Source organism: Chromobacterium sp. W521 (assembly GCF_052805975.1).
Window position 1 is genome coordinate 80,870 of sequence record NZ_JBRBAF010000002.1, and the last position, 24,155, is coordinate 105,024.

The 24,155-nt window shown below is 61.9% G+C and carries 28 protein-coding genes and 1 pseudogene; 19 read left to right on the forward strand and 10 right to left on the reverse strand.

What is annotated here, in order from left to right:
- Window positions 1-3: 3 nt before the first annotated feature.
- Window positions 4-645: a lytic transglycosylase domain-containing protein gene (locus ACUXV1_RS02765; protein WP_043589513.1), complete on the forward strand. Its 642-nt coding sequence runs from the start codon at window positions 4-6 to the stop codon at window positions 643-645.
- Between the two features lie 89 nt (window positions 646-734).
- On the opposite strand, the gene ACUXV1_RS02770 is transcribed toward ACUXV1_RS02765, so the two are convergent.
- Together ACUXV1_RS02770 and ACUXV1_RS02775 are read right to left on the reverse strand one after the other, a co-directional pair.
- Window positions 735-1,232: a MarR family winged helix-turn-helix transcriptional regulator gene (locus ACUXV1_RS02770; RefSeq protein WP_043589515.1), complete on the reverse strand. Its 498-nt coding sequence runs from the start codon at window positions 1,230-1,232 to the stop codon at window positions 735-737.
- 132 nt (window positions 1,233-1,364) lie between these two features.
- Complete coding sequence (locus ACUXV1_RS02775) at window positions 1,365-1,793, reverse strand: carboxymuconolactone decarboxylase family protein (RefSeq protein WP_081554426.1); 429 nt, start codon at window positions 1,791-1,793, stop codon at window positions 1,365-1,367.
- A gap of 116 nt (window positions 1,794-1,909) precedes the next feature.
- Between ACUXV1_RS02775 and ACUXV1_RS02780 the strand changes: the two genes are divergently transcribed.
- A complete protein-coding gene (locus tag ACUXV1_RS02780; protein ID WP_446014709.1) occupies window positions 1,910-2,812 on the forward strand; it encodes a LysR family transcriptional regulator in 903 nt (300 codons plus the stop codon).
- Between the two features lie 3 nt (window positions 2,813-2,815).
- Here ACUXV1_RS02780 and ACUXV1_RS02785 read toward each other — a convergent pair whose 3' ends face one another.
- Genes ACUXV1_RS02785 through ACUXV1_RS02800 form a run of 4 tightly spaced genes read right to left on the reverse strand, consistent with a single transcriptional unit; the run spans window position 2,816 to window position 4,673 of the window.
- Window positions 2,816-3,376, reverse strand: coding sequence for an RDD family protein (locus tag ACUXV1_RS02785; protein ID WP_081544922.1), 561 nt, complete (start codon window positions 3,374-3,376; stop codon window positions 2,816-2,818).
- On the reverse strand, window positions 3,363-3,752 hold the full coding sequence (locus ACUXV1_RS02790) for a DUF3106 domain-containing protein (RefSeq protein ID WP_043589520.1): 390 nt from the start codon (window positions 3,750-3,752) through the stop codon (window positions 3,363-3,365). The genes ACUXV1_RS02785 and ACUXV1_RS02790 overlap by 14 nt, the downstream gene beginning before the upstream one ends.
- Window positions 3,745-4,110: a DUF3619 family protein gene (locus ACUXV1_RS02795; protein WP_043589523.1), complete on the reverse strand. Its 366-nt coding sequence runs from the start codon at window positions 4,108-4,110 to the stop codon at window positions 3,745-3,747. Before ACUXV1_RS02795 ends, ACUXV1_RS02790 begins: the two co-directional genes overlap by 8 nt.
- On the reverse strand, window positions 4,107-4,673 hold the full coding sequence (locus ACUXV1_RS02800; RefSeq protein ID WP_019102164.1) for an RNA polymerase sigma factor: 567 nt from the start codon (window positions 4,671-4,673) through the stop codon (window positions 4,107-4,109). The genes ACUXV1_RS02795 and ACUXV1_RS02800 overlap by 4 nt, the downstream gene beginning before the upstream one ends.
- A gap of 196 nt (window positions 4,674-4,869) precedes the next feature.
- On the opposite strand from ACUXV1_RS02800, the gene ilvB reads away from it, so the two are divergent.
- Genes ilvB through ilvC form a run of 3 tightly spaced genes read left to right on the forward strand, consistent with a single transcriptional unit; the run spans window position 4,870 to window position 8,215 of the window.
- Window positions 4,870-6,636 (forward strand): biosynthetic-type acetolactate synthase large subunit, encoded by a 1,767-nt coding sequence (gene ilvB / locus ACUXV1_RS02805; RefSeq protein ID WP_043636832.1) that lies wholly within the window; start codon window positions 4,870-4,872, stop codon window positions 6,634-6,636.
- 11 nt (window positions 6,637-6,647) lie between these two features.
- Window positions 6,648-7,139: an acetolactate synthase small subunit gene (gene ilvN, locus ACUXV1_RS02810; RefSeq protein ID WP_019101853.1), complete on the forward strand. Its 492-nt coding sequence runs from the start codon at window positions 6,648-6,650 to the stop codon at window positions 7,137-7,139.
- Between the two features lie 59 nt (window positions 7,140-7,198).
- Window positions 7,199-8,215: a ketol-acid reductoisomerase gene (gene ilvC / locus ACUXV1_RS02815; protein ID WP_043589528.1), complete on the forward strand. Its 1,017-nt coding sequence runs from the start codon at window positions 7,199-7,201 to the stop codon at window positions 8,213-8,215.
- A gap of 60 nt (window positions 8,216-8,275) precedes the next feature.
- Here the strand turns inward: ilvC and ACUXV1_RS02820 are convergent, their stop codons facing one another.
- The 3 genes and pseudogenes from ACUXV1_RS02820 to asd form a co-directional block, all read right to left on the reverse strand.
- Entirely contained in the window at window positions 8,276-9,484 is a 1,209-nt protein-coding gene (locus ACUXV1_RS02820) for a hypothetical protein (protein ID WP_446014708.1), read from the reverse strand.
- 306 nt (window positions 9,485-9,790) lie between these two features.
- Window positions 9,791-10,009: pseudogene (locus ACUXV1_RS02825) on the reverse strand (IS110 family transposase); the annotation flags it as partial.
- 116 nt (window positions 10,010-10,125) lie between these two features.
- Window positions 10,126-10,968, reverse strand: a complete 843-nt coding sequence (gene asd / locus ACUXV1_RS02830) for an archaetidylserine decarboxylase (protein ID WP_446014707.1) — start codon at window positions 10,966-10,968, stop codon at window positions 10,126-10,128.
- Window positions 10,969-11,203: 235 nt separating this feature from the next.
- On the opposite strand from asd, the gene ACUXV1_RS02835 reads away from it, so the two are divergent.
- From ACUXV1_RS02835 to ACUXV1_RS02865, 7 genes are all read left to right on the forward strand, one after another.
- The gene (locus ACUXV1_RS02835; protein ID WP_039755701.1) at window positions 11,204-13,012 is read left to right on the forward strand and encodes a 2-isopropylmalate synthase; all 1,809 of its coding nucleotides are present in this window, start codon (window positions 11,204-11,206) and stop codon (window positions 13,010-13,012) included.
- 297 nt (window positions 13,013-13,309) lie between these two features.
- Window positions 13,310-13,948, forward strand: coding sequence for a dethiobiotin synthase (gene bioD / locus ACUXV1_RS02840; RefSeq protein ID WP_043589532.1), 639 nt, complete (start codon window positions 13,310-13,312; stop codon window positions 13,946-13,948).
- A gap of 240 nt (window positions 13,949-14,188) precedes the next feature.
- The gene (gene coxB / locus ACUXV1_RS02845; protein ID WP_231138272.1) at window positions 14,189-15,241 is read left to right on the forward strand and encodes a cytochrome c oxidase subunit II; all 1,053 of its coding nucleotides are present in this window, start codon (window positions 14,189-14,191) and stop codon (window positions 15,239-15,241) included.
- A 38-nt stretch (window positions 15,242-15,279) separates the two neighbouring features.
- The gene (gene ctaD / locus ACUXV1_RS02850) at window positions 15,280-16,917 is read left to right on the forward strand and encodes a cytochrome c oxidase subunit I (RefSeq protein ID WP_043636843.1); all 1,638 of its coding nucleotides are present in this window, start codon (window positions 15,280-15,282) and stop codon (window positions 16,915-16,917) included.
- Window positions 16,918-16,927: 10 nt separating this feature from the next.
- Window positions 16,928-17,482: a cytochrome c oxidase assembly protein gene (locus ACUXV1_RS02855; protein WP_081554435.1), complete on the forward strand. Its 555-nt coding sequence runs from the start codon at window positions 16,928-16,930 to the stop codon at window positions 17,480-17,482.
- Window positions 17,479-17,655 carry a DUF2970 domain-containing protein gene (locus tag ACUXV1_RS02860; RefSeq protein ID WP_081554436.1) on the forward strand — a complete coding sequence of 59 codons (177 nt, stop codon included), beginning with the start codon at window positions 17,479-17,481 and terminating at the stop codon, window positions 17,653-17,655. Before ACUXV1_RS02855 ends, ACUXV1_RS02860 begins: the two co-directional genes overlap by 4 nt.
- 21 nt (window positions 17,656-17,676) lie before the next feature.
- Entirely contained in the window at window positions 17,677-18,540 is an 864-nt protein-coding gene (locus tag ACUXV1_RS02865) for a cytochrome c oxidase subunit 3 (RefSeq protein ID WP_446014706.1), read from the forward strand.
- A 57-nt stretch (window positions 18,541-18,597) separates the two neighbouring features.
- Here ACUXV1_RS02865 and ACUXV1_RS02870 read toward each other — a convergent pair whose 3' ends face one another.
- The gene (locus tag ACUXV1_RS02870) at window positions 18,598-18,795 is read right to left on the reverse strand and encodes a DUF2909 family protein (protein ID WP_019102806.1); all 198 of its coding nucleotides are present in this window, start codon (window positions 18,793-18,795) and stop codon (window positions 18,598-18,600) included.
- 34 nt (window positions 18,796-18,829) lie between these two features.
- Here ACUXV1_RS02870 and ACUXV1_RS02875 point away from each other — a divergent pair, with 34 nt between their 5' ends.
- The 7 genes from ACUXV1_RS02875 (at window position 18,830) to hisG (ending at window position 24,146) form a co-directional block, all read left to right on the forward strand.
- Window positions 18,830-19,510, forward strand: a complete 681-nt coding sequence (locus tag ACUXV1_RS02875; RefSeq protein ID WP_052370490.1) for an SURF1 family protein — start codon at window positions 18,830-18,832, stop codon at window positions 19,508-19,510.
- Window positions 19,494-20,036 (forward strand): hypothetical protein, encoded by a 543-nt coding sequence (locus ACUXV1_RS02880; protein ID WP_043636852.1) that lies wholly within the window; start codon window positions 19,494-19,496, stop codon window positions 20,034-20,036. The genes ACUXV1_RS02875 and ACUXV1_RS02880 overlap by 17 nt, the downstream gene beginning before the upstream one ends.
- Window positions 20,037-20,109: 73 nt before the next feature.
- Complete coding sequence (locus tag ACUXV1_RS02885; RefSeq protein ID WP_446014704.1) at window positions 20,110-21,129, forward strand: COX15/CtaA family protein; 1,020 nt, start codon at window positions 20,110-20,112, stop codon at window positions 21,127-21,129.
- A 25-nt stretch (window positions 21,130-21,154) separates the two neighbouring features.
- Entirely contained in the window at window positions 21,155-22,054 is a 900-nt protein-coding gene (locus tag ACUXV1_RS02890; RefSeq protein ID WP_043636858.1) for a heme o synthase, read from the forward strand.
- A complete protein-coding gene (locus tag ACUXV1_RS02895; protein WP_052370491.1) occupies window positions 22,054-22,641 on the forward strand; it encodes an SCO family protein in 588 nt (195 codons plus the stop codon). Before ACUXV1_RS02890 ends, ACUXV1_RS02895 begins: the two co-directional genes overlap by 1 nt.
- A 93-nt stretch (window positions 22,642-22,734) precedes the next feature.
- Window positions 22,735-23,451: a flagellar brake protein gene (locus ACUXV1_RS02900; RefSeq protein WP_231138274.1), complete on the forward strand. Its 717-nt coding sequence runs from the start codon at window positions 22,735-22,737 to the stop codon at window positions 23,449-23,451.
- A gap of 53 nt (window positions 23,452-23,504) precedes the next feature.
- Window positions 23,505-24,146, forward strand: coding sequence for an ATP phosphoribosyltransferase (gene hisG, locus ACUXV1_RS02905; protein WP_043589540.1), 642 nt, complete (start codon window positions 23,505-23,507; stop codon window positions 24,144-24,146).
- The last annotated feature ends 9 nt before the right edge of the window (window positions 24,147-24,155 follow it).

Below are 24,155 nucleotides of genomic sequence, written 5' to 3' on the forward strand. Positions count from 1 at the left end.
CTTATGATCCGATCCGGCATCGTCGTATTGTTGGCCGCGCTGGCAGCGATGCCGGCGTGGGCCGGCGCGCAGAAGGAAGAGGCATTGGCCGCCAACGTCGCTTCCACCATGCGCCGTTCGGTGTCCGACGCCAACGCGCCGCGGCTGGTGTTCGACGACCAGCGCGAAGCCGACGCCTGGCTGGGTGAAATGTCCAGCCGGCTGGCCAAGCGGATTCCGGATAAATGGACGCGGGAGCGCCTGCTCACTGCCATCCATTACGAGGCCACCCGGGCCGGCCTGGACCCGCAACTGGTGCTGGGCCTGATCCAGGTGGAAAGCGGCTTCAACAAGTACGCGATCTCCGGCGCCGGCGCGCGCGGGCTGATGCAGGTGATGCCGTTCTGGGTGCGCAGCATAGGAAACGCGCAGCACAACCTGTTCGATCTCACCACCAATCTGCGCTATGGCTGCACCATTCTGCGTTACTACCTGGATATCGAGCGCGGCAATCTGTTTCGCGCGCTGGGCCGTTACAACGGCAGTCTGGGCCGGGCTGAATATCCCAACCTGGTGATGGGGGCCTGGAAAGGCCGCTGGCATTGGGTGGCGCCGCTGCCGGTGAAAACGGCGGCAGCGGGCGCGGCACCGCCACTGGTGCGCTGAAGCGCGGTTGTAAAAAAACCGGCTCTGGAATCCAGGCCGGTTTTTTTTTGTCCGCTCAGCGCGGCAAGCTACAGGAGGGCGCGTGCATCTCAATCCTCCTGGGTCTGCAGCATTTTCTTCAGCAAGCGCGCCAGCGTGGCGCGTTCTTCCGCATCCAGCATCTCGATCAGTTCGGCCTCGGCCGACAGATGATTGCCGACGGCGTCCTCGATCACCTCGAAGCCCTTGGGCGTTAGCGTCACGATCACGCCGCGGCGGTCGGCCGGATCCGGCGAACGGGTCACCAAGCCGGCTTCTTCCAGCCGGTTGATGCGGTTGGTCAGCGCGCCGGAGGAGATCAGCACCATGCCCTGCAGTTGGTTGGGGGACAGCTGGAACGGTTCGCCGCCGCGGCGCAGCGCGGCGAGCACGTCGAACTCGCCGACATTCAGATTGTGGCGCGCCAAATCGTGCAGCACGCGGCGGGTGACGAAGTACTCCATCCGCACAATGCGGCCGACCACTTCGGTGGAGGACGGGTCCAAGTCCGGGCGAACCTCGCGCCACAGGGCGACGATACGGTCAATCTGGTCTGGTGCTTGTTGCATCACTGACGGTTCCTGATGTGTGGGTGACAACTGGATGACTACCGGGCGCAGAGATTAGCACGGCTTGAAGTTAGTTTATCTTCATGTGAAAGAATAGTCCTCAGTCATCACTCGCACCAGCGGGAATCGCGCTTACTGACGCATGCTGACCGCCAGCCGGTTGAAGGCGTTCATCAGGGCGATGGCGAAGCTCAGATCCGCCACTTGCTCCGGACTGAAGTGTTCCTGCAAGGGCAGGTAATGCTGGTCCGGAGCCTGAGTGGCGGCGATGTCGGTCAACGATTCCGCCCATTCCAGCGCCGCGCGCTCGCGGGCGCTGTACAGCTCGCTGACGCGCCAGCCGGCCAGGGAGTCGATGCGCTCATCGCTTTCCCCCCTGGCGCGCAGGGCCGACGCATGCATTTTCAGGCAAAAGGCGCAGCCGTTGATCTGGGAGACGCGCAGATAAACCAGCTCAATCAAAGGTAGGCCCAGGCTGCTGTGTTGCAGACTGGACTTGACGCTGGCCAGCCCCTGGTAGGCGGCGGGAGACAGTTGGGTGTAGGGCAGGCGCAGAGACATGGCAATTCCTTTCAAGAGAGAGATCATCGCAGCGGATAGCTGCAAGGCCAGTCTAGGCAAGAATCATTTATGTAAATAGACTTAAAATATCGAACTCAAATTCCAAAAATGAAATCATGCTGGATGATCTGCAGTTATTCGTGAGCATTGTCGATGCCGGCAGCTTGAATGCCGCCGCTCGGCGGCTGGGCGTGCCCACCGCCACCCTATCGCGTCGCTTGCAGGCGCTGGAGCGTGAGCTGGGCTGTCGTCTATTGCACCGCAGCGCGCGGAGGATGGAGCTGACGGCGGAAGGCGGGCAGTACTACGAACAATGCCGGCCCTTACTGCAATGCCTGAGCCAGGCCGCCGCGTCGCTGGCGGACTCGCTGCATCAGGTTAAGGGTGTGCTGCGGGTGCTGTCGCCGCTGAGCCTGGGCAACGATGTCCTGGTGCCGGTATGGCGGCGGATGCTGAAGGATTACCCGGACTTGCGCCTGGAACTGCATCTGAACAACGCTATCGACGATTTGCTCAGCGGCATGGCGGATATGGCTTTGAGGGTGGGGGAGCAGCCGGACTCCAGTTTGAACCAGCGGAGACTAGGTTGGGTGCGCACCCTGCTGGTGGCCGCGCCCGCCTATCTGGCGACGCAAGGCGAACCGCGGACGCCGGAGGATCTGGCGCGTCACGCTTTGCTGGTGGCTGAGCCGTTTGAGCGCTGGCATTTGCGGCGGCGGGACGACGGCGCGGCCTGGGAGTTGCCGCCGCCGCGGCTGCGGGTCAACGATATGCTGCTGCCGCGTCGCTTGGCGGAGGCTGGAATGGGCATTGCCGTCTGCCCTCATAGCCTATGTCATCGCCAGTTGGCGGAAGGCGGTTTGCGGCAGGTTTTGGCCGGCTGGGAAATGCCGGCTAAACCGGTTTACGCGGTGTGGCCGCAACGGCGCTATCCTCCGGTGCGGGTGCGCGTCTTGCTGGATGTTTTGGCGGAGTTTGCCGAGACAGAGCCCTTGCTGTCCCGGCCCGCCGGGATTTAGGGATCAGCTCGGCGTGGGTTCGCCGCGCCGCTTCTTGCCCGGGTGGGGCGGCTTGGGCAGCACGACCTGGCGGGTGCCCGCCAGCCTGTCGTGCAGGAATAGCTTGTCGCGGTCGTAGAACTTCGCCAGGAAGGGAATCAGGCACCAGCTCAGCGCTAGCCACAGAGCCTGCGGCTGGTGGCCGTAGGCCTTGGCCCAGCCGAGATAGGATACCGCCGGCATGCCGACGAACAAGACCAGGCCGATCACGTAGCGCGCCGCCGCCTGTTTCCAGACGATGCCGCCGCCATGAGCGTTGACCAGTTTGATGCGCCAGGTTTTCATTGCCACGGTTTGACCGCCGCGCACCCAGCAGTAGCCGAAATAAGCAAACAGGGCAAGGACCAGGACCGTTTTGAGCAGAGTCTTGAACAGCGTGCCTTGGCCTATCAGCATCTGCAGCGGCGTCAGCACCGCGGTAACGGTGAGCAAGAGCGCGGCGACCAGGAGCAATTCATAGAACAAGCTGGCCAGGCTGCGTTTCAGTGTGGGCGGGGTCAGGGCGGTGGCGTCAGCGGGAGGCATCTTGGGCTTCATGTTGTTGCCGCAGGCGCTGGATGGCCTGCCGGCGTTGTTCGGGCGGCATCTGTTGCAACGCCTTCCAGTTGGCGCGGATCTCGTCCCGCTGCTGCTGGCTCAGTTCGGACCAGGCTTTCAGCTTTTGCTGCACGCGTTGGCGTTGCGCCTCCGGCAACTGTTGGAATTGCGGCACGATGGCCAGCAGGTTTTGTTTTTTATATGGAGCGTAGCGGTCCCACTCCGTGGCCAGCGGCGCCAGAACCTGCTGCTGTTCCGCGCTCAATTGCGCCCAGCGGGGGTTGGCAGGCGGGCTGGCCTTGGTCGCCGGCGCCAGCAGTCCGCTTAGGCACAGGGCGAGCAAGAGGCGGCGGCCGCTATTCATGCAAGCCTCGGCTGAAGTGGGGCTCCAGCAGGGCTTCGAACGGCAGATCCTGCGCCAGCACCGCGGCGTCCACCGCTTCTTCTTCCAGCTGCAAATCTTCCGCCAGCATCATGCCGGCGCCGGTCAACAGCGCGAAGCCCAAAGCCAAGCCGCCGCGGCGGAGCGCCAGCACGTGACGCTGCCCCCATAGGCCCAGCCGCTCGCGTTGCGTAACGGCTCCTGGAGAACTGGCCTCGAAGCGGACCAGCGCGCGCTCGCGCGCCTGGCGCAGCCTGCGTTCCAGCGCGGGGTCGAGATCGGCGCTGGCGTGGTCCAGCACGCGCGATACATGGCCGGGCAGGGGATTGGAAGGTTTCATAGCGTCACTCCCTTTTGCGCGAGGATGGCGGCCAGCGTGTGATTGGCGCGCGAGCAATGGGTTTTCACGCTGCCTTCCGAGCAGCCCATCACGCGCGCGGTGGCGGCAACATCCAGACCTTCCCAATAACGCAGCAGAAACGCCTCGCGTTGACGGGCCGGCAACAGTTGCAGCGAGGACTCGATCAGCACGGCGGTTTCCTTGCGCGCGCACCATTGTTCGGGATTGCTGTGCGCCTCGTCCGCGGCGACGTCCAGCGTTTCAAGCGGATCGAGGCTATCGTCTTCCTCCCGGGTGGGGATCAACGAGGACAGCAGCGTGCTGACGAAACGGCGAGCCTTGCTGCGGCGGTAGAAGTCGCGGATGGTGTTTTGCAGGATGCGCTGGAAGATCAGCGGCAGTTCCGCCGCCGGGGCGTGCGGATAGCGATCCGCCAGTTTCATCATCGAGTCCTGCACGATATCCAATGCGCTGTCTTCATTCTGGACCGCATACCACGCCTGCTTGAAAGCGCGTTTCTCCGCCGACTCCAGAAAGTCGGCCATTTCCTCGCGGCTAGCCATCGGATGAGAGTTTGAGTAGATGCCAACAGAAGATGGTAGCAGAGCGCCGCCGATTCGGCCAAGCCTGATTTTTTTCCTGAATTTACCGAGGCTTAGGGGCATATTGCACCTGCACAAAAGCACTTGACCGGTTTCAAAGCAATACGATAAGGTCGTCCGATACGGGATGAAACTAACGCAAAGACAAAGAGGCGATATGCAGATATCGGGCGCGGAAGCGGTTGTCCGCTGCCTGCAGGAAGAAGGTGTCGAGTTTGTTTTCGGCTACCCCGGCGGCGCGGTGCTGGAAATTTACGATGCCATTTTCCGGCAGGACAAATTCAAACATGTGCTGGTGAGGCATGAGCAGGCGGCGGTGCATGCCGCCGACGCCTACTCCCGTTCCAGCGACAAGGTGGGCGTGGCCCTGGTCACTTCCGGCCCCGGCGCGACCAATGCCGTGACCGGCATTGCCACCGCCTATATGGACTCCATCCCCATGGTGGTGCTGTCCGGCCAGGTGCCGTCCCCGGCCATCGGCCTGGACGCATTTCAGGAAGTGGACATGGTGGGCATTACCCGCCCGTGCGTGAAGCACAACTTCCTGGTCAAGGATGTGAACGAGATCGCCGCCACCATCAAGAAGGCGTTCTACATCGCCAAGAGCGGCCGTCCCGGCCCGGTGGTGGTGGACATCCCCAAGGACATCACTCAGCACCGCACGGATTTCCAATACCCGGAAAGCGTGCATATCCGCTCCTATGTGCCGGCTACTCGCGGCCACCCGGGGCAGATCAAGAAAGCGGTGAACCTGCTGTTGGAAGCCAAACGCCCCTTTGTTTACGTGGGCGGCGGCGCGGTGCAGGGCAATGCCGCCGGCGAAGTCACCGAACTGGTCAAATCGCTGGGTCTGCCGTGTACCAACACCCTGATGGGCCTGGGCGCCTATCCGGGGTCAGATCCGCAGTTCCTCGGCATGCTGGGCATGCACGGCACCTATGAAGCCAATATGGCGATGCAGTACTGCGACGTGTTGGTGGCCATAGGCGCGCGTTTTGACGACCGCGTGATCAGCGTGCCGTCGCATTTCCTCAGCCAGCCCAAGAAGATCATCCACATCGACGTGGATCCGTCCTCCATCTCCAAGCGGGTGAAGGCGGACATCCCCATCGTCGGCGACGTCAAGCATGTGCTGAAAGACATGCTGGACCTCCTTAAGCAATCCGGCCAGAAGCCGGACGCTCAAGCCCTGGCCGGCTGGTGGAAGCAGATCGGAGAATGGCGCAGCCACAACAGTTTGCTGTACACACCGTCCAGCGAGCTGATCAAGCCGCAGTTCGTGGTGGAGAAGCTGTACGAAATCACCGGCGGCAAGGCTATCGTCACTTCCGATGTGGGCCAGCACCAGATGTGGGCGGCGCAGTACTACAAGTTCGACAATCCCAAACAGTGGCTGAACTCCGGCGGCCTCGGCACCATGGGCTTCGGCCTGCCGGCCGCGATGGGCGCGCAACTGGCCAATCCGGACGCCACCGTCGCCTGCATCACCGGCGAAGGCTCGATCCAGATGAATATTCAGGAACTGTCCACCTGCAAGCAATACCATACCCCGGTGAAGGTAGTGGCCTTGAATAACCGCTACCTGGGCATGGTGCGCCAGTGGCAGCAGTTCTTCTACGGCACGCGCTATTCCGAATCCTATATGGACGCGCTGCCGGACTTCGTCAAAATCGCCGAGGCTTACGGTCATATCGGCTTCAAGGTGGAAGACCCCGCCGACGTGGAGCCGGTATTGAAGGAGGCGTTCAGCCAGAAGCTGAAGGAGCGCCTGGTATTCCTGGATTTCCGTACCGACCAGTCCGAGAACGTGTTCCCGATGGTGCAGAACGGCAAGGGTCTGGACCAGATGGACCTGCCCGCGCACATGAGCGAGGTGCAGAGCGTGCCTTTCGAGAACAACCGTGACTACGGCAATATGTGTTGAGGCCAGCCGGTATGCGACATATCCTATCCATTCTTCTGGAAAACGAAGCGGGCGCATTGTCCCGCGTGGTGGGCCTGTTTTCGGCCCGTGCCTACAACATTGATTCGCTGACAGTGTCCACGACCGAGGACCCGACGCTGTCGCGCATGACTATCGTCACTCACGGTTCCGACGAAGTCATCGAGCAGATCACCAAGCAGCTCAACAAGCTGATCGAGGTGGTCAAGGTGATAGACCTCAATGAATCCGAACACATCGAGCGCGAGCTGATGCTGATCAAGGTCCGCGCCACTGGCAAGGACCGCGAGGAGATGAAGCGCATGGCCGACATCTTCCGCGGACGCATCATCGACGTGACGGAAAAGACTTACACCATCGAGCTGACCGGTACGAGCGAAAAGCTCGGCGCCTTCATCGAGGCGGTGGACCGCACAGTGATCCTGGAAACGGTCCGTACCGGCGCATCCGGCATTGGTCGGGGTGAGCGGGTTCTGAAAATCTGAAGCAGGCGGGCGCCGGCCGGAGGCCGGACCGCCCAAACAAACGATATCAAGGATTGCAAATGAAAGTTTTCTACGACAAAGACGCTGACCTCTCCATCATCAAGGGCAAGAAAGTTGCCATCATCGGCTACGGTTCCCAGGGCCACGCCCATGCGCAGAACCTGAAAGACTCCGGCGTGGACGTCGTGGTGGGCCTGCGCAAGGACGGCGCTTCCTGGAAGAAGGCGGAAGCGGCCGGCCACAAGGTCAAGGAAGTGGCCGAGGCGGTGAAGAAAGCCGACGTGGTGATGATTCTGCTGCCGGACGAGTCGCAGCCGGACGTCTACAGCAAGGACATCGCGCCCAACCTGAAGAAGGGCGCGGCGCTGGCCTTCGCTCACGGTTTCAATATCCATTACAACCAGATCGTGCCGCCGGCTGACGTCGACGTGATCATGGTGGCGCCGAAAGGCCCGGGTCACACCGTGCGCTCCGAATACCTGAAGGGCGGCGGCGTGCCGACCCTGATCGCGGTTTATCAGGACAAATCCGGCAAGGCCCGCGATGTGGCGTTGTCCTATGCGGCGGCCAACGGCGGCACCAAGGGCGGCGTGATCGAGACCAATTTCCGCGAGGAAACCGAGACCGACCTGTTTGGCGAGCAGGCCGTGCTGTGTGGTGGCGCGGTGGAACTGGTCAAGGCCGGTTTCGAAACGCTGGTGGAAGCCGGCTACGCGCCGGAAATGGCCTACTTCGAGTGCTTGCACGAGCTGAAGCTGATTGTCGACCTGATGTACGAGGGCGGCATCGCCAATATGAACTACTCGATCTCCAATAATGCGGAGTACGGCGAGTATGTGACCGGCCCGGAAGTGGTGACTTCCGCCACCAAGGACGCGATGAAGAAGGCGCTGTACCGCATCCAGTCCGGCGAATACGCCAAGATGTTCATCCTGGAAGGGAAGACCAACTATCCGAGCATGACCGCGCGTCGCCGTTTGACCGCCGATCACCCGATCGAGAAAGTCGGCGCCGAACTGCGCGCGATGATGCCGTGGATCGCCAAGAACAAGCTGGTGGACCAGTCCAAGAACTGATCTGGCAGTTTTAGCGGTATGAGACAAAGCCGGGCGTTGCCCGGCTTTTTTACGACGTGTTCAGCTGCGCGCAGTTGACGATATGGAGGACAGCGGCTTCTTGATCTGCCTGGCCGCGATCAAGGCGCAAGTGAGCAACATGACGGCACCTAGGCTGCCGATGCTGTACAGAACGCCTGCCCGGTCAGCGATGGCGGTGGATAGCAGCGCCAAGGAAATCGCCAGCGCCAAGGCGATCATTTCGTAAAAACCGGAAACCGATCCCAGTATGCCCTTCTCCGTGAGCAGCATCAGTTGGTAGTTTCGCTGTACCCGGATCGACGCATGGCAGAACGCAAAACTGAAAATACACGCGTAAAGGACGGCGTGGTGCCTGGTTATCGCGAATACAGCCAGCGAGATGGCGAATGCTCCGGTTAGTCTTATCGCATGGGCTGCTAGATTAAATCTTTCCTGCCTGGGCTTGAGGGCGCTTCCGATGATGGCGCCTAAACCGTAAGGAATGACGAGAGCAGAATAGTAGACAGGATTATGGCTGAGGCTGGTGAAAATTTTGGGGTACAGCGAATTCAAGGCTAAGACCATGGCGTAGGGTAGCAGCGTCAGCAGCATCAGTACTCGGTTTTCGTTGTGGAGAACATGTTTTTGGATAATGTGACGCAAGCTGATCTTTTGTTGCTGAGTGCTTTGATGATTGGTCTCTGGTCCATCCAGCCTGAATGAGCAGGCGATGCTCACCAGCAAACAGGCGATGCAAAACAGGCAGGCCCAATAGACGCTGTCGTTTCGAATCACAAGCATGGCGATGCAGCCGGACAGGAAGGTAATGCCTTGCCGGACCAACTCTAGGTAGCGTGTGGCATCCAGATATTTCTCCTCATGCAAGCGCACATGCAAAATGGCGCCGCGGGTCGACTGATCCAGAATGCGTATCAGTGTCATGGTCGAAGCCGTGACGATTAGCGCATATAGGAAAAGCTGATTGCCGATTCTGAAATACGAAAGCAGTGCGGCGGAGGCTGCCGTGGCAATTCCAATGGCGTAGGCGATGCGCAGGTAATGCGTATTCCTGCACGAGTCGGCCAATCTGCCAAGATGAGAGGCCAGTGCCAGTGACAACACCTGGCCGACGATTGAGCAAACGGCTACCAGCTTGGCTTGGTGAAAGCTTTCTTGAATGGAGAGAAAGATGGCTGAGAGAATCACCGCTATGCCGGTGCCGGAACATAAAGCTATGGCAAGTGTACCGACTACGACTCTATCCCACATGGCATGACTCCTTGCCAACCCTGGCGATGAAACTCTCGTTCGGCTTAAACCCCGAAATAATCCACCTTCTGTCTGGGCACATAATTGCCAAGATGGGTGTAGTAATCGAGGATTTCGAGCTTTTGCAAGTCAAAAGCATGCTTGATGTCGTGAATGCGGTTGAAGACGAAATGAACATCGTCTTTGTTATCAAACACGATGAATTTTTATGCGTTTCAATCAGATCCGCATGGCCCATGCTGTAATCTATCGCCATATGGGTGATCAGGCCATCCAGAGCATCCCGGGCAACATTGAAATGTTGTTCCAATGCTGTGCGATCAACTGCACCGTATGACCGAAGCTGGCCAGCTTGCGTGCCAGCCAATGCACGCCGTAGCAGGCCTTCATTACGATACGGCAGACCGGGTGGCGGGCGAGAAAGTCAATCAGGGAGTGGCGGCCAAACTGGCGCTTGAGCAAGGTATGGCCGTGGACATCGTGTCTCACTAGGTGGAAGCTGTGTTTGCCGATATCGATGCCGATGAGGGTATGACCTCCTACGCAGAAAAGTAAACAGCCCTGCTAACTTACGCCGGCAGGGCTGCTGATTCGGGCAGACCATCACATTAACGGCGCTTTCGCGCCGTTGCTTATTTGGTTCAGTCCGCCATTGCCTCACCCATGCGCACCGCGCCAGCGGCTTGCCAGGCGGGGTTGAAGCTCAGCGGGCCTTGAGGGAACAGCAAGACCACGGTGGAACCCAGCAGGAAGCGACCCATCTCCTCCCCCTTGGCCAGGCGGATGTCTTGATCGCTGTAATCCCAGTGGCGGATTTGCCCCGGCCGCGGAGGGTTGATCACGCCGTGCCAGACGGTGGCCATGCTGCCGACGATGGTGGCGCCCACCAGCACCAGAGCGAAGGGCTGGCCGTTTTGTCCCTCGAACAGGCAGACCACGCGCTCATTGCGAGCGAACAAGCGGTCCACGCCGCGGGCGGTGGCCGGGCTGACCGAATACAGCTCGCCCGGCACATAGCTCATCCGCAACAGGCGTCCGGCGCAAGGCATATGGATGCGATGGTAATCGCGCGGGCTCAGGTAGATGGTGGCGAAATGGCCGTCGTCGAAACGGCGCGCCCACTCGGCGTCGCCGGCCAGCAGCGCTTGGGCCGAGTAGCTGCGGCCCTTGGCCTGGAAGATCTGTCCCTGTTCTACGCGGCCGAACTGGCTGATAGCGCCGTCCACCGGGCAGACCAGCCGTTCGCTCGCCAGCGGGCGGGCGTCGGCGCGCAAGGCGCGAGTGAAGAAGGCGTTGAAACTGGCGTAGGCCGCGGGGTCGCTGGCGGCGGCTTCGCTCATGTCCACTTTATAGCGGGCAATGAAGCGACGGATGATCCATTGCGTCAGGCTGCCGCCTTCCCAGTTGGCGATGCAGCCCGCGAGCCGGGTCATGGCCAGCTTGGGCATCAGATGTTGCAACAGCACGAACAGGCGTTCGGACACTGGTTTGTCCTCGATCAATCAGACTAAACCCAAGATTATAACCGATCTATCGGTGTCTGATCGCCTGTGCATCGCTTAAACAATAATCAGCTTTCAAATGAAAATGGACATAATGTCCGATTTTCGGCGCTTGGACATGGCTTGTGACGTTTTAATCACAGATTTCAACATGCAGATTTGACTTTATGTCTTGGTTGCCGGTAGGCTGAATCAAAATTTGCTGCGGGAGCACATGATGCAATTGGACATTGAACGCTTGATTGCGGATTTCGGCGGGCCGGGACAGCTGGCCGAAGATCTGAATCGCTTGTTCGCCGATGAGCCGGTGACTCGGGCGGCGATATACAAATGGAGAGAACGCGGCAGCCTGCCATTGGCCCAGCTCAATAAGCTGGCGGTGATGGCGGCCAGCCAGGGTAAACGCTTCGATTTCAACGATTATCTGATCGGCGTCGGGACAGGCGCGGAAATTGCAATGCAGGGACCAGGGAGAAACAGCCAGATGGGCAATCGTCTGTATATATTCGACACCACCTTGCGCGACGGCGAGCAATCGCCGGGCGCATCGATGACCAAGGAAGAAAAGATCCGGATTGCCCGCCAGCTGGAACGTCTGGGCGTGGATATCATCGAGGCGGGTTTCGCCGCCGCCAGCCCGGGCGACGCCGACGCCATCCACGCCATCGCGGAAGTGATCAAGGATTCCACCGTCTGTAGCCTGGCCCGCGCCAACGAGCGCGACGTCCGCGCCGCGGGCGAAGCGATCAAGCCGGCGGCGCGCGGCCGCATCCACACCTTCATCGCCACCAGCCCCATCCATATGGAGAAGAAGCTGCGCATGAGTCCGGACGAAGTGGTGGCGGCGGCGGTGGCGGCGGTGAAGATCGCCCGCGAATACACCGACGACGTGGAATTTTCCGCCGAAGACGCGCTGCGCTCGGACATCAATTTCCTGGCGCGCATCTTCGGCGAAGTGATCAAGGCCGGCGCCACCACGTTGAACGTGCCGGACACCGTCGGCTATGCGGTGCCCTTCATCACCGAAGCCTTCTTCCGCGAACTGATCGCTAAAACGCCGGGCGGCGACACGGTGATCTGGTCCGCCCATTGCCATAACGATCTGGGCATGGCGGTGGCCAATAGCCTGGCCGCGGTGCTGGGCGGCGCGCGTCAGGTTGAGTGCACCATCAACGGCCTGGGCGAGCGCGCCGGCAATGCCAGCCTGGAAGAGGTGGTGATGGCGGTGCGCACACGCAAGGATATCTTCGCGCTGGAAACCGGCATCGACGCCACCCAGATCGTGCCGGCATCCAAGCTGGTGTCCACGGTGACCGGCTACCCTGTACAGCCCAACAAGGCCATTGTCGGCGCCAACGCCTTCGCCCACGAGTCCGGCATCCATCAGGACGGCGTGCTCAAACATCGCGAAACTTACGAGATCATGTCCGCCGAATCGGTGGGCTGGAGCACCAACCGCCTGACTCTGGGCAAGTTGTCCGGCCGCAACGCCTTCAAGACCAAGTTGATCGAACTGGGCATTGTGCTGGACAGCGAGGAAGCGCTGAACGCCGCCTTCGCGCGTTTTAAAGAGCTGGCGGACCGCAAGCGCGAGATTTTCGACGAAGACCTGCACGCGCTGGTGTCGGATGAATTCAGCACCGGCCGCGAAGAGGATTACAAGCTGGTGTCCTTGAAAATCGCCACCGAAACCGGCGAAGCGCCGGTGGCCTCCATCGTGTTTCTGGCCCACGGCGAAGAGCGTCGCGCCCAGTCCAGCGGTTCCGGCCCGGTGGATGCCGCCTTCAAGGCGATTGAAAGCGTGGCCGCCAGCGGCGCGGAGTTGGAGCTGTACTCGGTGAACGCCATCACCAAGGGCACTGAATCCCAGGGCGAGGTGACGGTACGCCTGGCGCGCGACGGCCGCATCGTCAGCGGCCAGGGCGCGGACACCGACATTATCGTGTCTTCGGCCAAGGCCTACCTGTCCGCATTGAACAAATTGATGAACCAGGAGCAAAAGCTGAACGCGCAAGCGCTGGTATGAGGTTTTCCGGCCGAGGCGGTCAGCGCGACGCGTCGTCGACAAGGTTTTCCATCCCGTCCTTGTCGGCGCGCAGTCAGCGCTAGACCGCCCGGCCCAGGGAGTTCACTTTATCGAGTGTGAAGTCCATAAGGCCCACAAGGCCGCCCCATTTGGCCCCGGCTCACAAGGCCGCGCGGCGGACTGCCGACCCATGAGGTCGGCGTCGTTGCGCGGCAGAGCCGGGGTTTTTTGCGTTTTACGAGTGGACGGGCCGGCGCTAGACTGCCAACTCTCTACTATCCACTACGGAAAGCGTCCATGTCCGCAGCCTACTTCATCACCGGCACCGACACCGAAATCGGCAAGACCCACGTCGCCGTGCAATTGATCCGTCAATGGCAGGCCGAAGGCAAGCGCGTGCTGGCGATGAAGCCGGTGGCCTCCGGCTGCGAACTGCTGGCCGACGGCAGCTGGTGGAACGATGATGTGGCGAGGCTGACCACGGCCACCGGGCAGTCTGATCTGGATCTGATGAATCCTTATCGATTCTTGCCGCCGGTGTCGCCGCATATCGCCGCGAGCGAGGCCGGCGTCGAGATCCGGCTGGACGTGATCGTCGACCATTACCAGCAATTGGCCGCCTGCGCCGACGTGGTGGTGGTGGAGGCGGCGGGCGGCTGGCTGGCCCCGCTGTCGGACCGACTGTTCATGGCCGATATGGCCAAAGCCCTTCAATTGCCGGTGATTCTGGTGGTGGGGATGCGGCTGGGCTGCATCAACCACGCCCTGCTGACCGCGCGCGCGGTACTGGACGCCGGCCTGCCGCTAGCCGGCTGGGTGGCCAATCGAGTGGTGCCGCAACAACAGGCTTACGAGCAGAACCTGGAAACCCTACAAAGGCACATGCCGGCGCCGTTATTGCTGGAAGTGCCCTATCTGGCGGGCGAATCCAACTGAGCCGCCGCGCTCGGAGCGGGGCGGATCGGGGGTTGCATACGTAATATTTTATTGCGTTGCCGCAAGACATTTTCTTGTTTTCCTTGACCTTTTTTTCTAGCATGCCATTAACCGGTCATGAAAATAGACCGGACCAGTCAGCACCACTTCATGTCAGTTGAGGATTTCTAGGGGGGCTCCATGTCCTGTATGCGCATCCTTTGCTGTTGGCTGCCGATATCCTGCGCGTCAGCGGCCGAGTTGAATCTGCAAGCCCCCGTCACTCCCATTGCCCGCCAGCAATATGATCTGCACACCATGCTGCTGGTGATTACCTGCGTTATTTTCGCTCTGGTGTTCCTGGTGATGATGTACGCCATCGTTCGCCATCGCAAAGCCGCCGGCCACCAGGCCAAGCACTTCCATGAAAACACCACGGTGGAAATCATCTGGACGGTGATCCCGCTGCTGATCCTGATTGGCATGGCCTGGCCGGCGACCAAGGCGGTGCTATCGCAGAAGAGCACGCGCGGCGAGGACATGACGGTCAAGGTCACCGGCTACCAATGGAAGTGGCGTTACGACTATCTGGACGATAATTTTGGCTTCATGAGCCATTTGTCCACGCCGCGCGAGGCCATCGCCAACACGGCGGCCAAACCCGTCAACTACCTGCTGGAAGTGGACGAGCCGCTGGTGGTGCCTACCGGAAAGAAAGTGCGGCTGCTATTGACCGCCAACGACGTGATCCACTCCTGGTGGGTGCCGCAATTGGGCGTCAAGCAGGATGCGATCCCCGGTTTTCTGCGCGATAGCTGGTTCCGCATAGACAAACCCGGCACGTATCGCGGCCAATGTTCCGAGTTGTGCGGCAAGGACCACGGCTACATGCCCATCGTGGTGGAGGCCAAGACGCCGGATGACTACGCCAAGTGGCTTGAAGCCAAGAAAAAGCAGATGGCGGCGGCGGCGGACGATCCCAACAAAGTGTGGACGCTGGCCGATCTGAAAGCCCGCGGCGAAAAAGTCTATGCCCAAAACTGCGTCGCCTGTCACCAGGCCAACGGCAAGGGTTTGCCTGGCGCTTTCCCGGCGCTGGACGGTTCCAGGATAGCCACCGCCGACAAGCCGGCGCACATCCACATCGTCTTGTTCGGCAGCCAGAAAAACCCGGCGATGCAAGCCTGGGGCAAGCAGCTGTCCGATACCGACATAGCCGCGGTGATCACCTATGAGCGCAACGCCTGGGGCAATCACACCGGCGAATTGGTGCAGCCCAAAGAGATCAAGGCGGCCCGCGGCGCCACCGGCTGAGCCCGGGACCGGCGGCGAACCCATGCAAGGAGAGCGATATGGCAATTGTCGATGACGCCGGCCATGCCGGGCACGCGCCGGGGCATCATGAGCGCCCGAGTGGGATCATGCGCTGGCTGGCCGCCACCAACCACAAGGACATCGGCTCGATGTATCTGTGGTTCTCCTTCATCATGTTTCTGTCCGGCGGAGTGATGGCGCTGTGCATCCGCGCAGAGCTGTTTCAGCCCGGCCTGCAGTTTTTCCAGCCTGAGCTGTTCAATCAGTTCACAACCTTGCACGGCCTGATCATGGTGTTCGGCGCCATCATGCCGGCCTTCACCGGCCTGGCCAACTGGATGCTGCCGCTGATGATTGGGGCGCCGGACATGGCCTTCGCCCGGATGAACAACTGGAGCTTCTGGCTGCTGCCGCCGGCGGCGCTGCTGCTTTTGCTCTCGTTTATTGTGCCCGGCGGGGCGGCGGCGGCCGGCTGGACGCTGTACGCGCCCTTGTCCACCCAGATGGGCATGGGCATGGATATGACCATTTTCGCCATCCACATCATGGGCGTCAGCTCCATCATGGGCTCGATCAACATCATCGTGACCATTCTCAACCTGCGCGCGCCGGGCATGACCATGATGAGGATGCCCATGTTCGCCTGGGCTTCGCTGATCACCGCCTACCTGATCATCGCGGTAATGCCGGTGCTGGCGGGCGTGGTCACCATGGTGTTGACCGATCGCCACTTCGGCACTCATTTCTTCAACGCCGCCGGCGGCGGCGATCCCATTCTCTATCAGCACGTGTTCTGGTTCTTCGGCCACCCCGAGGTCTACATCATGGCGTTGCCGGCTTTCGGCATCGTCAGCCAGGTGATCCCCACTTTCGCCCGCAAGCCCTTGTTCGGCTACGCCTCCATGGTCTACGCCACCTCCAGCATCGGCGTCCTGTCCTTCATGGTATGGGCGCACCATATGTTCGCCACCGGCATGCCGGCCACCGCCCAACTGTTCTTCATGTACGCGACCATGCTGATCGCGGTGCCCACCGGGGTCAAAGTCTTCAACTGGGTGGCCACCATGTGGGAGGGAAGCATGAGCTTCGAAACGCCCATGCTGTTCGCCATCGGCTTCATTCTGCTGTTCACCATCGGCGGTTTGTCCGGCGTCACCCTCAGCGTGGCGGCGGTGGACATCCAACTGCACGCCAGCTACTACGTGGTCGCTCATTTCCATTACGTGCTGGTGGCCGGGGCGTTGTTCAGCCTGTTCTCCGCCATCTATTACTGGTTCCCCAAGATGACGGGCAAGATGTACCACGAGGGCCTGGGCAAGCTGCACTTCTGGTGGTCCTTGCTGTGGTTCAACGTCACCTTCTTTCCCATGCATTTCCTCGGCCTCGCCGGCATGCCGCGGCGGATTCCCGACTACGCGCTGCAATTCACCGAATTCAACCAGCTGGCCAGCATCGGCGCTTTCATGTTCGGCTTCGGCCAATTGATCTTCCTGTTCAACATTTTGCGCTCGTTGCGCCACGGCAAGCCCGCGCCGCAGCATCCGTGGGAAGGCGCCAACACGCTGGAGTGGGCGATTCCGACTCCGGCTCCCTACCACAGCTTCGCCGAGGCGCCGCAGCTGGAAGTGATCGAGAACGGCGTGGTGGTGTCCAGCACCGGCGGCAAGCATCACTGAGAACGATGCCATGGAAGCCGCCGCCAAGCAGGGACGCAGCAATCGCCAACTGATGAAGAAGCTGGCGGTGGTGGCCTTGCTGATGTTCATTTTCGCCTGGGGGTTGATCCCGCTGTACAAGGTCGTGTGCGAAGTCACGGGTCTTAACGATGTGGTCAAGGCGGACAGCCTGGACGATGCGGCGAGCGGCGGCGCGTCGGCCCACGAGGTGGAGATGACTTTCGACGCCACGGTCCAGGCCGGCCTGCCGTGGCAGGTGCGGCCGCTGCAAACCCGGCTCAAGGTGAAGCCCGGCCAGTTTGTGCAGGTGGAGTACGAAATCACCAACGCCAGCGGCCAGCGGGTGGTGGGGCAGGCGATTCCGCGTTATCTGCCCGCCGCCGCCGGCGAGTACGTCAAGAAGCTGGAGTGCTTCTGTTTCCGTCAGCAGGCTTTCGCGCCGGGCGAAACCAGACGCTTTCCAGTGGTGTTCGTTGTCGACAAGCGTTTGCCGGCCTCAATAGACAGCATCACGCTGGCCTATACCGTGTTTGACGTGCCGGGCAATACGGGAGCGGGCTCATGAGAGCGTGGCAAGGAGTGCAGGCGGTGTTGTCCGCCTTTTTCGGCGTGCGCCGCAAAGCGGACGCGCGCGAGGACAGCAAGCTGTCGCCGTTGCAGTTGATACTGACCGCGCTGTTTCTGGCGGCCACGTTTATTGGAGTGTTGCTATTGGTGGTGCGGCTGGCCACGTCCTAATCAGGTTGCAGGGAGCATGCAATGACGACAGCGAACGAACGGGAACAGACGCATTACTTCGTGCCGCAGCCATCGCGCTGGCCGGCGGTGGGCGCGGTGGCGCTGTTCTGCTTGGGACTGGGCGCGGCCTTTGCCGTCAACGGCCAGCCCTTGGGCAAGCTGTCGCTGGGCGTGGGCGCGCTGATCCTGATTTATATGTTGTTCGGCTGGTTTGGCGACGTGATTCGAGAAAGCCGGCACGGCGATTACCAGGGCAAGGAGGATATGTCCTTCCGCTGGGGCATGGGTTGGTTCATCTTCTCCGAGGTGATGTTCTTCGGCGCCTTCTTCGGCGCCTTGTACTGGGTGCGGGTGGTGTCGGTGCCCACCTTGGGCGAGATGGACTACAAGATCTTGTACCCGGATTTCGAAGCGTCCTGGCCCTTGCTCACGGGGCCGGGCATCACCAAGCCCTATCAAGCGATGAGCGCTTGGGGGCTGCCGGCGCTGAATACCTTGATCCTGCTCAGCTCCGGCGCGATGGTGACCTGGGCGCATTGGGCGCTGCTGCAAGGCCGGCGCGCGCAATTGAAGCTGGGCCTGCTGCTGACCGTGTTGCTGGGAACCCTGTTCCTGTGTTTGCAGATGTATGAATACGGCCACGCGATGAGCGAGTTGAACCTGAGCCTGGCCTCCGGCGCTTACGGCATGACTTTCTTCATGCTGACCGGTTTTCACGGCATACACGTTCTGTTGGGCACTATTATTCTGGCGGTGGTGTGGCTGAGGGTGATGCGCGGACATTTCGATGGCCAGCACCACTTTGCCTTTGAAGCAGCGGCCTGGTACTGGCACTTCGTCGACGTGGTGTGGTTGTTGCTGTTCGTCTTCGTCTACTGGCTGTGAGCGGCGCGGCCAGACCAAAGGTCAGGGGCGGGGTGGGGACGTGGGCGGGTGGCTCGGCTAAGCTTGATGTGGGCGCCACCAGCCGAACAGCGCGCCCAGTAGCAGCAGCAGAAACAGGCCGATGGACAGGCCGATGCGTAAAGTGAGGGAGCGAACCAGACGTTGAGAGCCTTGATCGGATTTCAGCAGGCCGGTCAGGCCCCAGAACAGGGCAAGCACGATGCAGGCGAGCAAGAACAGGATGACAAGTTTCATTGCGGAATCCCCCGGTCGACGTCGATCTTCAGCTTTGAAGTCTAGCGGCAAACGGCTGGTTTGGCTGTGTTTATTGGCCATGGCGGTGTTGCCTTTCTTCCTGGCCGCCTGGCAATGGCAGCGCGCGCAGGAAAAGACCGAACTGTTGCGCTCGTTGACCAGCGCCATCGGAGTGCCGCCGGTCAGCCTGATTTACCGGGAAGCCAGCCCTCAGCCGGAGTTCAGCCGGGTGGCCTTGCCGGGCGCTCATCCCGCCGGGCCGGTTTTGCAACTGGAAAACAGCTATCTGGGCGAGGTCAAGGGCCGACGCATGCTACAGCCGTGGCGGCTGGAGGACGGCGCGATGGCCTTGGTGGACTTGGGCTGGCTGGCCGACGGCGTGCCGCTGCCCGATATCGATTCGCAAGCCTTGACCTTGCGCGGTCACTGGATGCCCTTGCCGCGCCACTTTGTGTTGCCAGGCGCGGTGGCCGGCGTTGAGGGCCGCGTCGACGCCATCGACATGGCCGCGTTGCGTCAGCGTTATCCCGGCCATTGGCATCAAGGCGTGGTGGTGCTGGAGCATTCGCCGGATCCGTTGCGGCATTGGCCGGTCCTGCCGGAATTCATGCCGGAGCGCCATTACGCCTATGCGGCGCAATGGCTGCTGTTGGGCCTGCTCTTGCTGCTGTCCTTGCATACGTTGAGGAGACGTTCCCATGAGCCGCGTCGATGAGCTGTCCCAGCAGGCGTCGCCCGCAGAGCCGTCCCGCCGCCGCGGCCGGTTCAAGCTGCTGTTAATGGCGGCCATCTGCCTGGCGCCGGTGCTCGCCTCATGGGCCGCTTACCGGCTGATGCCGCCGCAGGGCGGCAAGAGCTACGGTCAACTGCTGCCGACGCGCCCGTTCGCCTTGATCGGCGCACAGGGGTGGCCGCGAGGCAAGTGGGTGCTGGCGGCCAGGATAGAGCCCGGCTGCCAGACGCGCTGCCAGCAGCGCTTTTTCGCGATGCGCCAGATTCAGCGGGCTCAGGGCGAGGCCGCCGGCCGTCTGACCCGGCTGGGCTGGCAAGAGGAGGCCGCGCATGAGGAGGTGGACGCCACTCACATCGTGCAGTCCGCGCAGGCCGGCGTTGACGACGGCGGCTACTACCTCGTGGACCCGCTGGGCAACCAGGTGCTGTTTTATCCCGACGCCGCTGACCCCAAGAAAGTGATCCAGGAAATAGGCCGCGTGCTGAAAACCAATAACGGCATCGGTTGAGTCCATTTGGCCGCTAGCCGCCACGGCCCGCGGCTTTCGCAGTTTGTTGGCCGCTCGACAAGGGGAGCGCAGCATGAGGCGACTGATCTGGCTGGCATTCATCCTGGCATGCGTGGTCGTGCCTTTCGGCGCCTATGTGCGCCTGTCCGACGCCGGGCTCGGCTGTCCGGATTGGCCGGGTTGTTACGGCCAGATATCCCCGCACCACGCGGCGGAGAGCATCCAGCGGCAACATGCCCAGAGCCCGGACGGGCCGGTCAGTCTGGGCAAAGCCTGGAAGGAAATGAGCCATCGCTATCTGGCCGGCGCGCTTGGGGCCTTGATTGTCGCCGTTGCCTGGCAAGCCTGGCGTGCGCGGCGGCATCGCCGCGCGGCCGGCGCATTGCTGACGGTGGTGGCGGCCCAGGGCCTGTTGGGCATGTGGACGGTGACCCTGCTGCTCAAGCCGGCCATCGTCACCCTTCATCTGCTTGGCGGCATGTCGGTGCTGCTGCTGTTGGCCTGGCTGGCCTTGTCCCCGCGGCTGCGGCCGGTGGAGGCGCCGGCGGCGCTTAACTGGCTGGCGCGCGGCTTGGTCCTGGCGGTGGTCCTGCAAGTGGCGCTAGGCGGCTGGGTGTCCACCAACTACGCCGCTCTGGCCTGTCAGGGCTTCCCCGCCTGCAATGGCGAATGGTGGCCGCAGATGCGCTTTGAGCACGCTTTTCATCTGTTCCGGGCATTGGGCGAGGCGCCGGACGGCAGCCCGTTGGCGGTGGGCAACTTGGTGGCGGTGCATTGGCTGCACCGGCTTGGGGCCGCGTTGGTGGCCGTCTTGTGCCTGGCGACGGCGCGCGCCGGTTGGAGGCTGCCGGCGCTGCGGGGCCATCTGGCTTGTTTGCTGGCGCTGCTGGGCTGCCAGCTAGCCCTGGGCGTCGCCAATGTGCTGCTGGCGCTGCCCTTGCCGGCGGCGGTGTCGCACAATGCCGGCGCTGCTAGTTTGCTGCTGGCGTCCAGCTTGTTGGCGCTGCGCTTGCGCCCGGCGCGAGCTGTTCAGCCGCAGGCCGCGGCCGGATCATTGCCGGGTCTTTCGAAAAATCATCGCGAGTGGGTTTGAGCGCCGCATCCTGAAGGGGGAAAACATGAACGCAGCGGAACTTCAGCAGGCGCGCCAGCACGCGGTCGCCTTGATGCAATTGGCCAAACCCCGGGTAGTGGGGCTGATCGTGTTCTGCGCGGTGATCGGCATGTTCCTGGCGGGGCCGGGCTGGCCGGATCCGGCGCGTTTGCTGCCGGCCACCGCCGGCATCGCCCTGGTGGCCGGCGCGGCGGCGATGATCAACTGTCTGGTGGAGCGCACGGTGGACGCCAATATGCGTCGCACCGCCTGGCGCGCCACCGCGCGCGGCGAGGCCGGCGCGGGCGAGACCCTGGTCATCGCTCTGACCGCCGGCGGCATCGGCATGGCCTTGCTTGCCGGCCTGGTCAACGCCTTGACCGCCTGGCTGACGCTGGCCACTTTCGTTGGCTACGCCATCGTCTACACCTTGCTGCTCAAGCCCAATACGCCGCAGAACATCGTGATCGGCGGCGCCAGCGGCGCGATGCCGCCGGTGCTGGGCTGGGCGGCGATGACCGGGGAGGTGCACGCGTTCGCCTTAGTGTTGTTCCTGATCATCTACGCTTGGACGCCGCCGCATTTCTGGGCGTTGGCCTTGTATCGCCGCGACGATTACGCCCGCGCCGGGCTGCCGATGCTGCCGGTGACTCACGGCCAGCGTTTCACCACGCTGTCCATCTTGCTGTACGCCTTGCTGTTGTCGGCCATCACCCTGCTGCCGGTGGCGATGGGCGCGGCCGGTTGGCTCTATCTGCTGGCGGCGCTGGCGTTGGACGCGCGTTTGCTCTTCCTTGCCGTGCGCTTGCATCGCCAGTATGCTGACGCTCTGGCCCGCCGCGCCTTTGCCTGGTCGATCTGGTATCTGACCTGGCTGTTCGCGGCCCTGCTGATAGACCACTACTGGCTGATACCCGTTTCCTGATGCGCAAATTGATAAAACTCGCCGGCTGGCTGTTGCTGCCGTTGTGGCTGGCCGCGTGCTCGCCGAATGAACCCAAGCTGGATTTGAAAGGCACCGATGTCGCCGGAGCATCGATAGGCGGCGATTTCACGTTGACCGACCATCAAGGCCAGCGCCGCAGCCTGTCTCAATACCAAGGCAAAGTGGTGGCGCTGTTCTTCGGCTACACCCATTGCCCGGATGTCTGCCCGACCACCATGCTGGAATACGCGGCCGCGGTAAAGCAACTGGGCGATAAGGCCGGACAGGTGCAGGTGCTGTTCGTCAGCATCGATCCCGAACGCGACACGCCGCAGGTGCTGGCCGGTTACGTGCCGCACTTCAACCGCGGCTTCGTTGGCCTGACCGGCACGGCAGGCGAGGTTGAGCAGATAAAGAATCAGTACAAGATTGTCGCCCAGCGGGTGAACCAGCCGGGCGGCGGCTATAGCGTGGACCACAGCGCCGGCTCCTATCTGTTGGATAAACAGGGCCGTTTGCGTGTGTTTGAGGCCTACGGCACGCCGTCGGCGAGCTTGGCTCATGATATTGAACAGTTGTTACGCTAAACTTGGCGTATCGGAAACTGACGCAGACATGAAAGTCGGATCAAAGTGAGCAACGACCATAACGCTGGCGCAACATCCGGCTCGCAGCCATCGTTGGATCTCGCCAAATACACGCTGTCCACGTCGGTGGAGATCGCCCATCACCTGGCCGGCATCGCCAAGAACGGCCACATGGTGACGGTGTTTTCCAACAAGGGTAAAACCTTCATCCTGACCCGCTTCCTGGAAGTGGATCACAAGGCGGGCACGCTGGTGTTCGACTGGGGCGCGGACCCGGAGACCAATGAGCATTTACTGGCCAGCGAGCGCAATGTCTTTGTCTGCTCGCCGGAGGGCGTCAAGACCCAATTCGTCACCGGTCAGGTGCGGCGCGTCGAGTGGGAGGGCCAGCCGGCCTTCCAGGCGGATCTGCCCGAGCAGGTGATCAAGCTGCAGCGCCGCGAGTTCTTCCGCATCCAGACCCCGGTGGCCAGCCCAGTGATGTGCCATGTGGCCGATTATCCGCACAAGCCCGTCGACCTGGCCTTGTTCGACGTCAGCCTGGGCGGCGTCAGCATGTGGCTGCCGCAGCCGGGAACGCCCGGCTTCGACATCGGCCAGCAATACCAGCGCTGCACGCTGGATTTGAAACCGCTGGGCGCGCTGCATATCGGGTTGGAAGTCCGCCACCGGCTGGCCGCTAAATTGCGCAACGGCAACGAAGCCGTGCGCATAGGCTGCTCCTATCTGGGGCTGACGCCGGCGATGGAGACGTTGATCCAGCGCTATGTCGGCCTGCTGGAGCGCGAACGCCGCGCTCTGGTGGGCTGAGCCCGCGTCGCTCCGCCTTAACTTCGATTTCGTTATCCTTGCCGCAATACATCATGAAGCTGACTATTGCCCTGTCCAAAGGGCGCATCTTTGAAGAAACTCTGCCTTTGCTGGCCGCCGCCGGCATTTTGCCGGCGGAGGACCCTGAAGCCTCGCGCAAACTGATTATCGGCACCAACCATCCAGGGGTGCGGCTGGTGATCGTGCGCGCGTCCGACGTCCCGACCTACGTCCAGTACGGCGCGGCCGATCTGGGCATCGCCGGCCGCGACGTGCTGATCGAGCACGGCGGCGCCGGCTTGTACCAGCCGCTGGATCTCAATATCGCCAAGTGCAATATGATGGTGGCGGTGCAAAACGGCTTCGATTACGAGGCCGCGGTGCGTCGCGGCGCGAGGCTGAAGATCGCCACCAAGTATCCGCAGATCGCGCGCGAGCACTTCGCCCGCAAAGGCGTGCACGTGGACATCATCAAGCTCTACGGCTCGATGGAGCTGGCGCCGCTGGTCGGCTTGGCCGACGCCATCGTCGACCTGGTCTCCACCGGCGGGACGTTGCGCGCCAATAATCTGATCGCGGTCGAGCACATCGTCGACATCAGTTCGCGGCTGGTGGTCAACCAGGCCGCGCTCAAACTCAAACACGACGTGATCCAGCCGGTGCTGGACGCATTCGCCGGCGCCGTGCCGGCCTGAGGTCCGCTC

Coding starts and splice junctions, on each gene's coding strand:
- ACUXV1_RS02765 (WP_043589513.1), top strand. CDS start 4: ATGATCCGATCCGGCATCGTCGTATTGTTGGCCGCGCTGGCAGCGATG.
- ACUXV1_RS02770 (WP_043589515.1), bottom strand. CDS start 1,232: ATGCAACAAGCACCAGACCAGATTGACCGTATCGTCGCCCTGTGGCGC.
- ACUXV1_RS02775 (WP_081554426.1), bottom strand. CDS start 1,793: ATGTCTCTGCGCCTGCCCTACACCCAACTGTCTCCCGCCGCCTACCAG.
- ACUXV1_RS02780 (WP_446014709.1), top strand. CDS start 1,910: ATGCTGGATGATCTGCAGTTATTCGTGAGCATTGTCGATGCCGGCAGC.
- ACUXV1_RS02785 (WP_081544922.1), bottom strand. CDS start 3,376: ATGCCTCCCGCTGACGCCACCGCCCTGACCCCGCCCACACTGAAACGC.
- ACUXV1_RS02790 (WP_043589520.1), bottom strand. CDS start 3,752: ATGAATAGCGGCCGCCGCCTCTTGCTCGCCCTGTGCCTAAGCGGACTG.
- ACUXV1_RS02795 (WP_043589523.1), bottom strand. CDS start 4,110: ATGAAACCTTCCAATCCCCTGCCCGGCCATGTATCGCGCGTGCTGGAC.
- ACUXV1_RS02800 (WP_019102164.1), bottom strand. CDS start 4,673: ATGGCTAGCCGCGAGGAAATGGCCGACTTTCTGGAGTCGGCGGAGAAA.
- ilvB (WP_043636832.1), top strand. CDS start 4,870: ATGCAGATATCGGGCGCGGAAGCGGTTGTCCGCTGCCTGCAGGAAGAA.
- ilvN (WP_019101853.1), top strand. CDS start 6,648: ATGCGACATATCCTATCCATTCTTCTGGAAAACGAAGCGGGCGCATTG.
- ilvC (WP_043589528.1), top strand. CDS start 7,199: ATGAAAGTTTTCTACGACAAAGACGCTGACCTCTCCATCATCAAGGGC.
- ACUXV1_RS02820 (WP_446014708.1), bottom strand. CDS start 9,484: ATGTGGGATAGAGTCGTAGTCGGTACACTTGCCATAGCTTTATGTTCC.
- ACUXV1_RS02835 (WP_039755701.1), top strand. CDS start 11,204: ATGCAATTGGACATTGAACGCTTGATTGCGGATTTCGGCGGGCCGGGA.
- bioD (WP_043589532.1), top strand. CDS start 13,310: ATGTCCGCAGCCTACTTCATCACCGGCACCGACACCGAAATCGGCAAG.
- ctaD (WP_043636843.1), top strand. CDS start 15,280: ATGGCAATTGTCGATGACGCCGGCCATGCCGGGCACGCGCCGGGGCAT.
- ACUXV1_RS02855 (WP_081554435.1), top strand. CDS start 16,928: ATGGAAGCCGCCGCCAAGCAGGGACGCAGCAATCGCCAACTGATGAAG.
- ACUXV1_RS02860 (WP_081554436.1), top strand. CDS start 17,479: ATGAGAGCGTGGCAAGGAGTGCAGGCGGTGTTGTCCGCCTTTTTCGGC.
- ACUXV1_RS02865 (WP_446014706.1), top strand. CDS start 17,677: ATGACGACAGCGAACGAACGGGAACAGACGCATTACTTCGTGCCGCAG.
- ACUXV1_RS02870 (WP_019102806.1), bottom strand. CDS start 18,795: ATGAAACTTGTCATCCTGTTCTTGCTCGCCTGCATCGTGCTTGCCCTG.
- ACUXV1_RS02880 (WP_043636852.1), top strand. CDS start 19,494: ATGAGCCGCGTCGATGAGCTGTCCCAGCAGGCGTCGCCCGCAGAGCCG.
- ACUXV1_RS02885 (WP_446014704.1), top strand. CDS start 20,110: ATGAGGCGACTGATCTGGCTGGCATTCATCCTGGCATGCGTGGTCGTG.
- ACUXV1_RS02890 (WP_043636858.1), top strand. CDS start 21,155: ATGAACGCAGCGGAACTTCAGCAGGCGCGCCAGCACGCGGTCGCCTTG.
- ACUXV1_RS02895 (WP_052370491.1), top strand. CDS start 22,054: ATGCGCAAATTGATAAAACTCGCCGGCTGGCTGTTGCTGCCGTTGTGG.
- hisG (WP_043589540.1), top strand. CDS start 23,505: ATGAAGCTGACTATTGCCCTGTCCAAAGGGCGCATCTTTGAAGAAACT.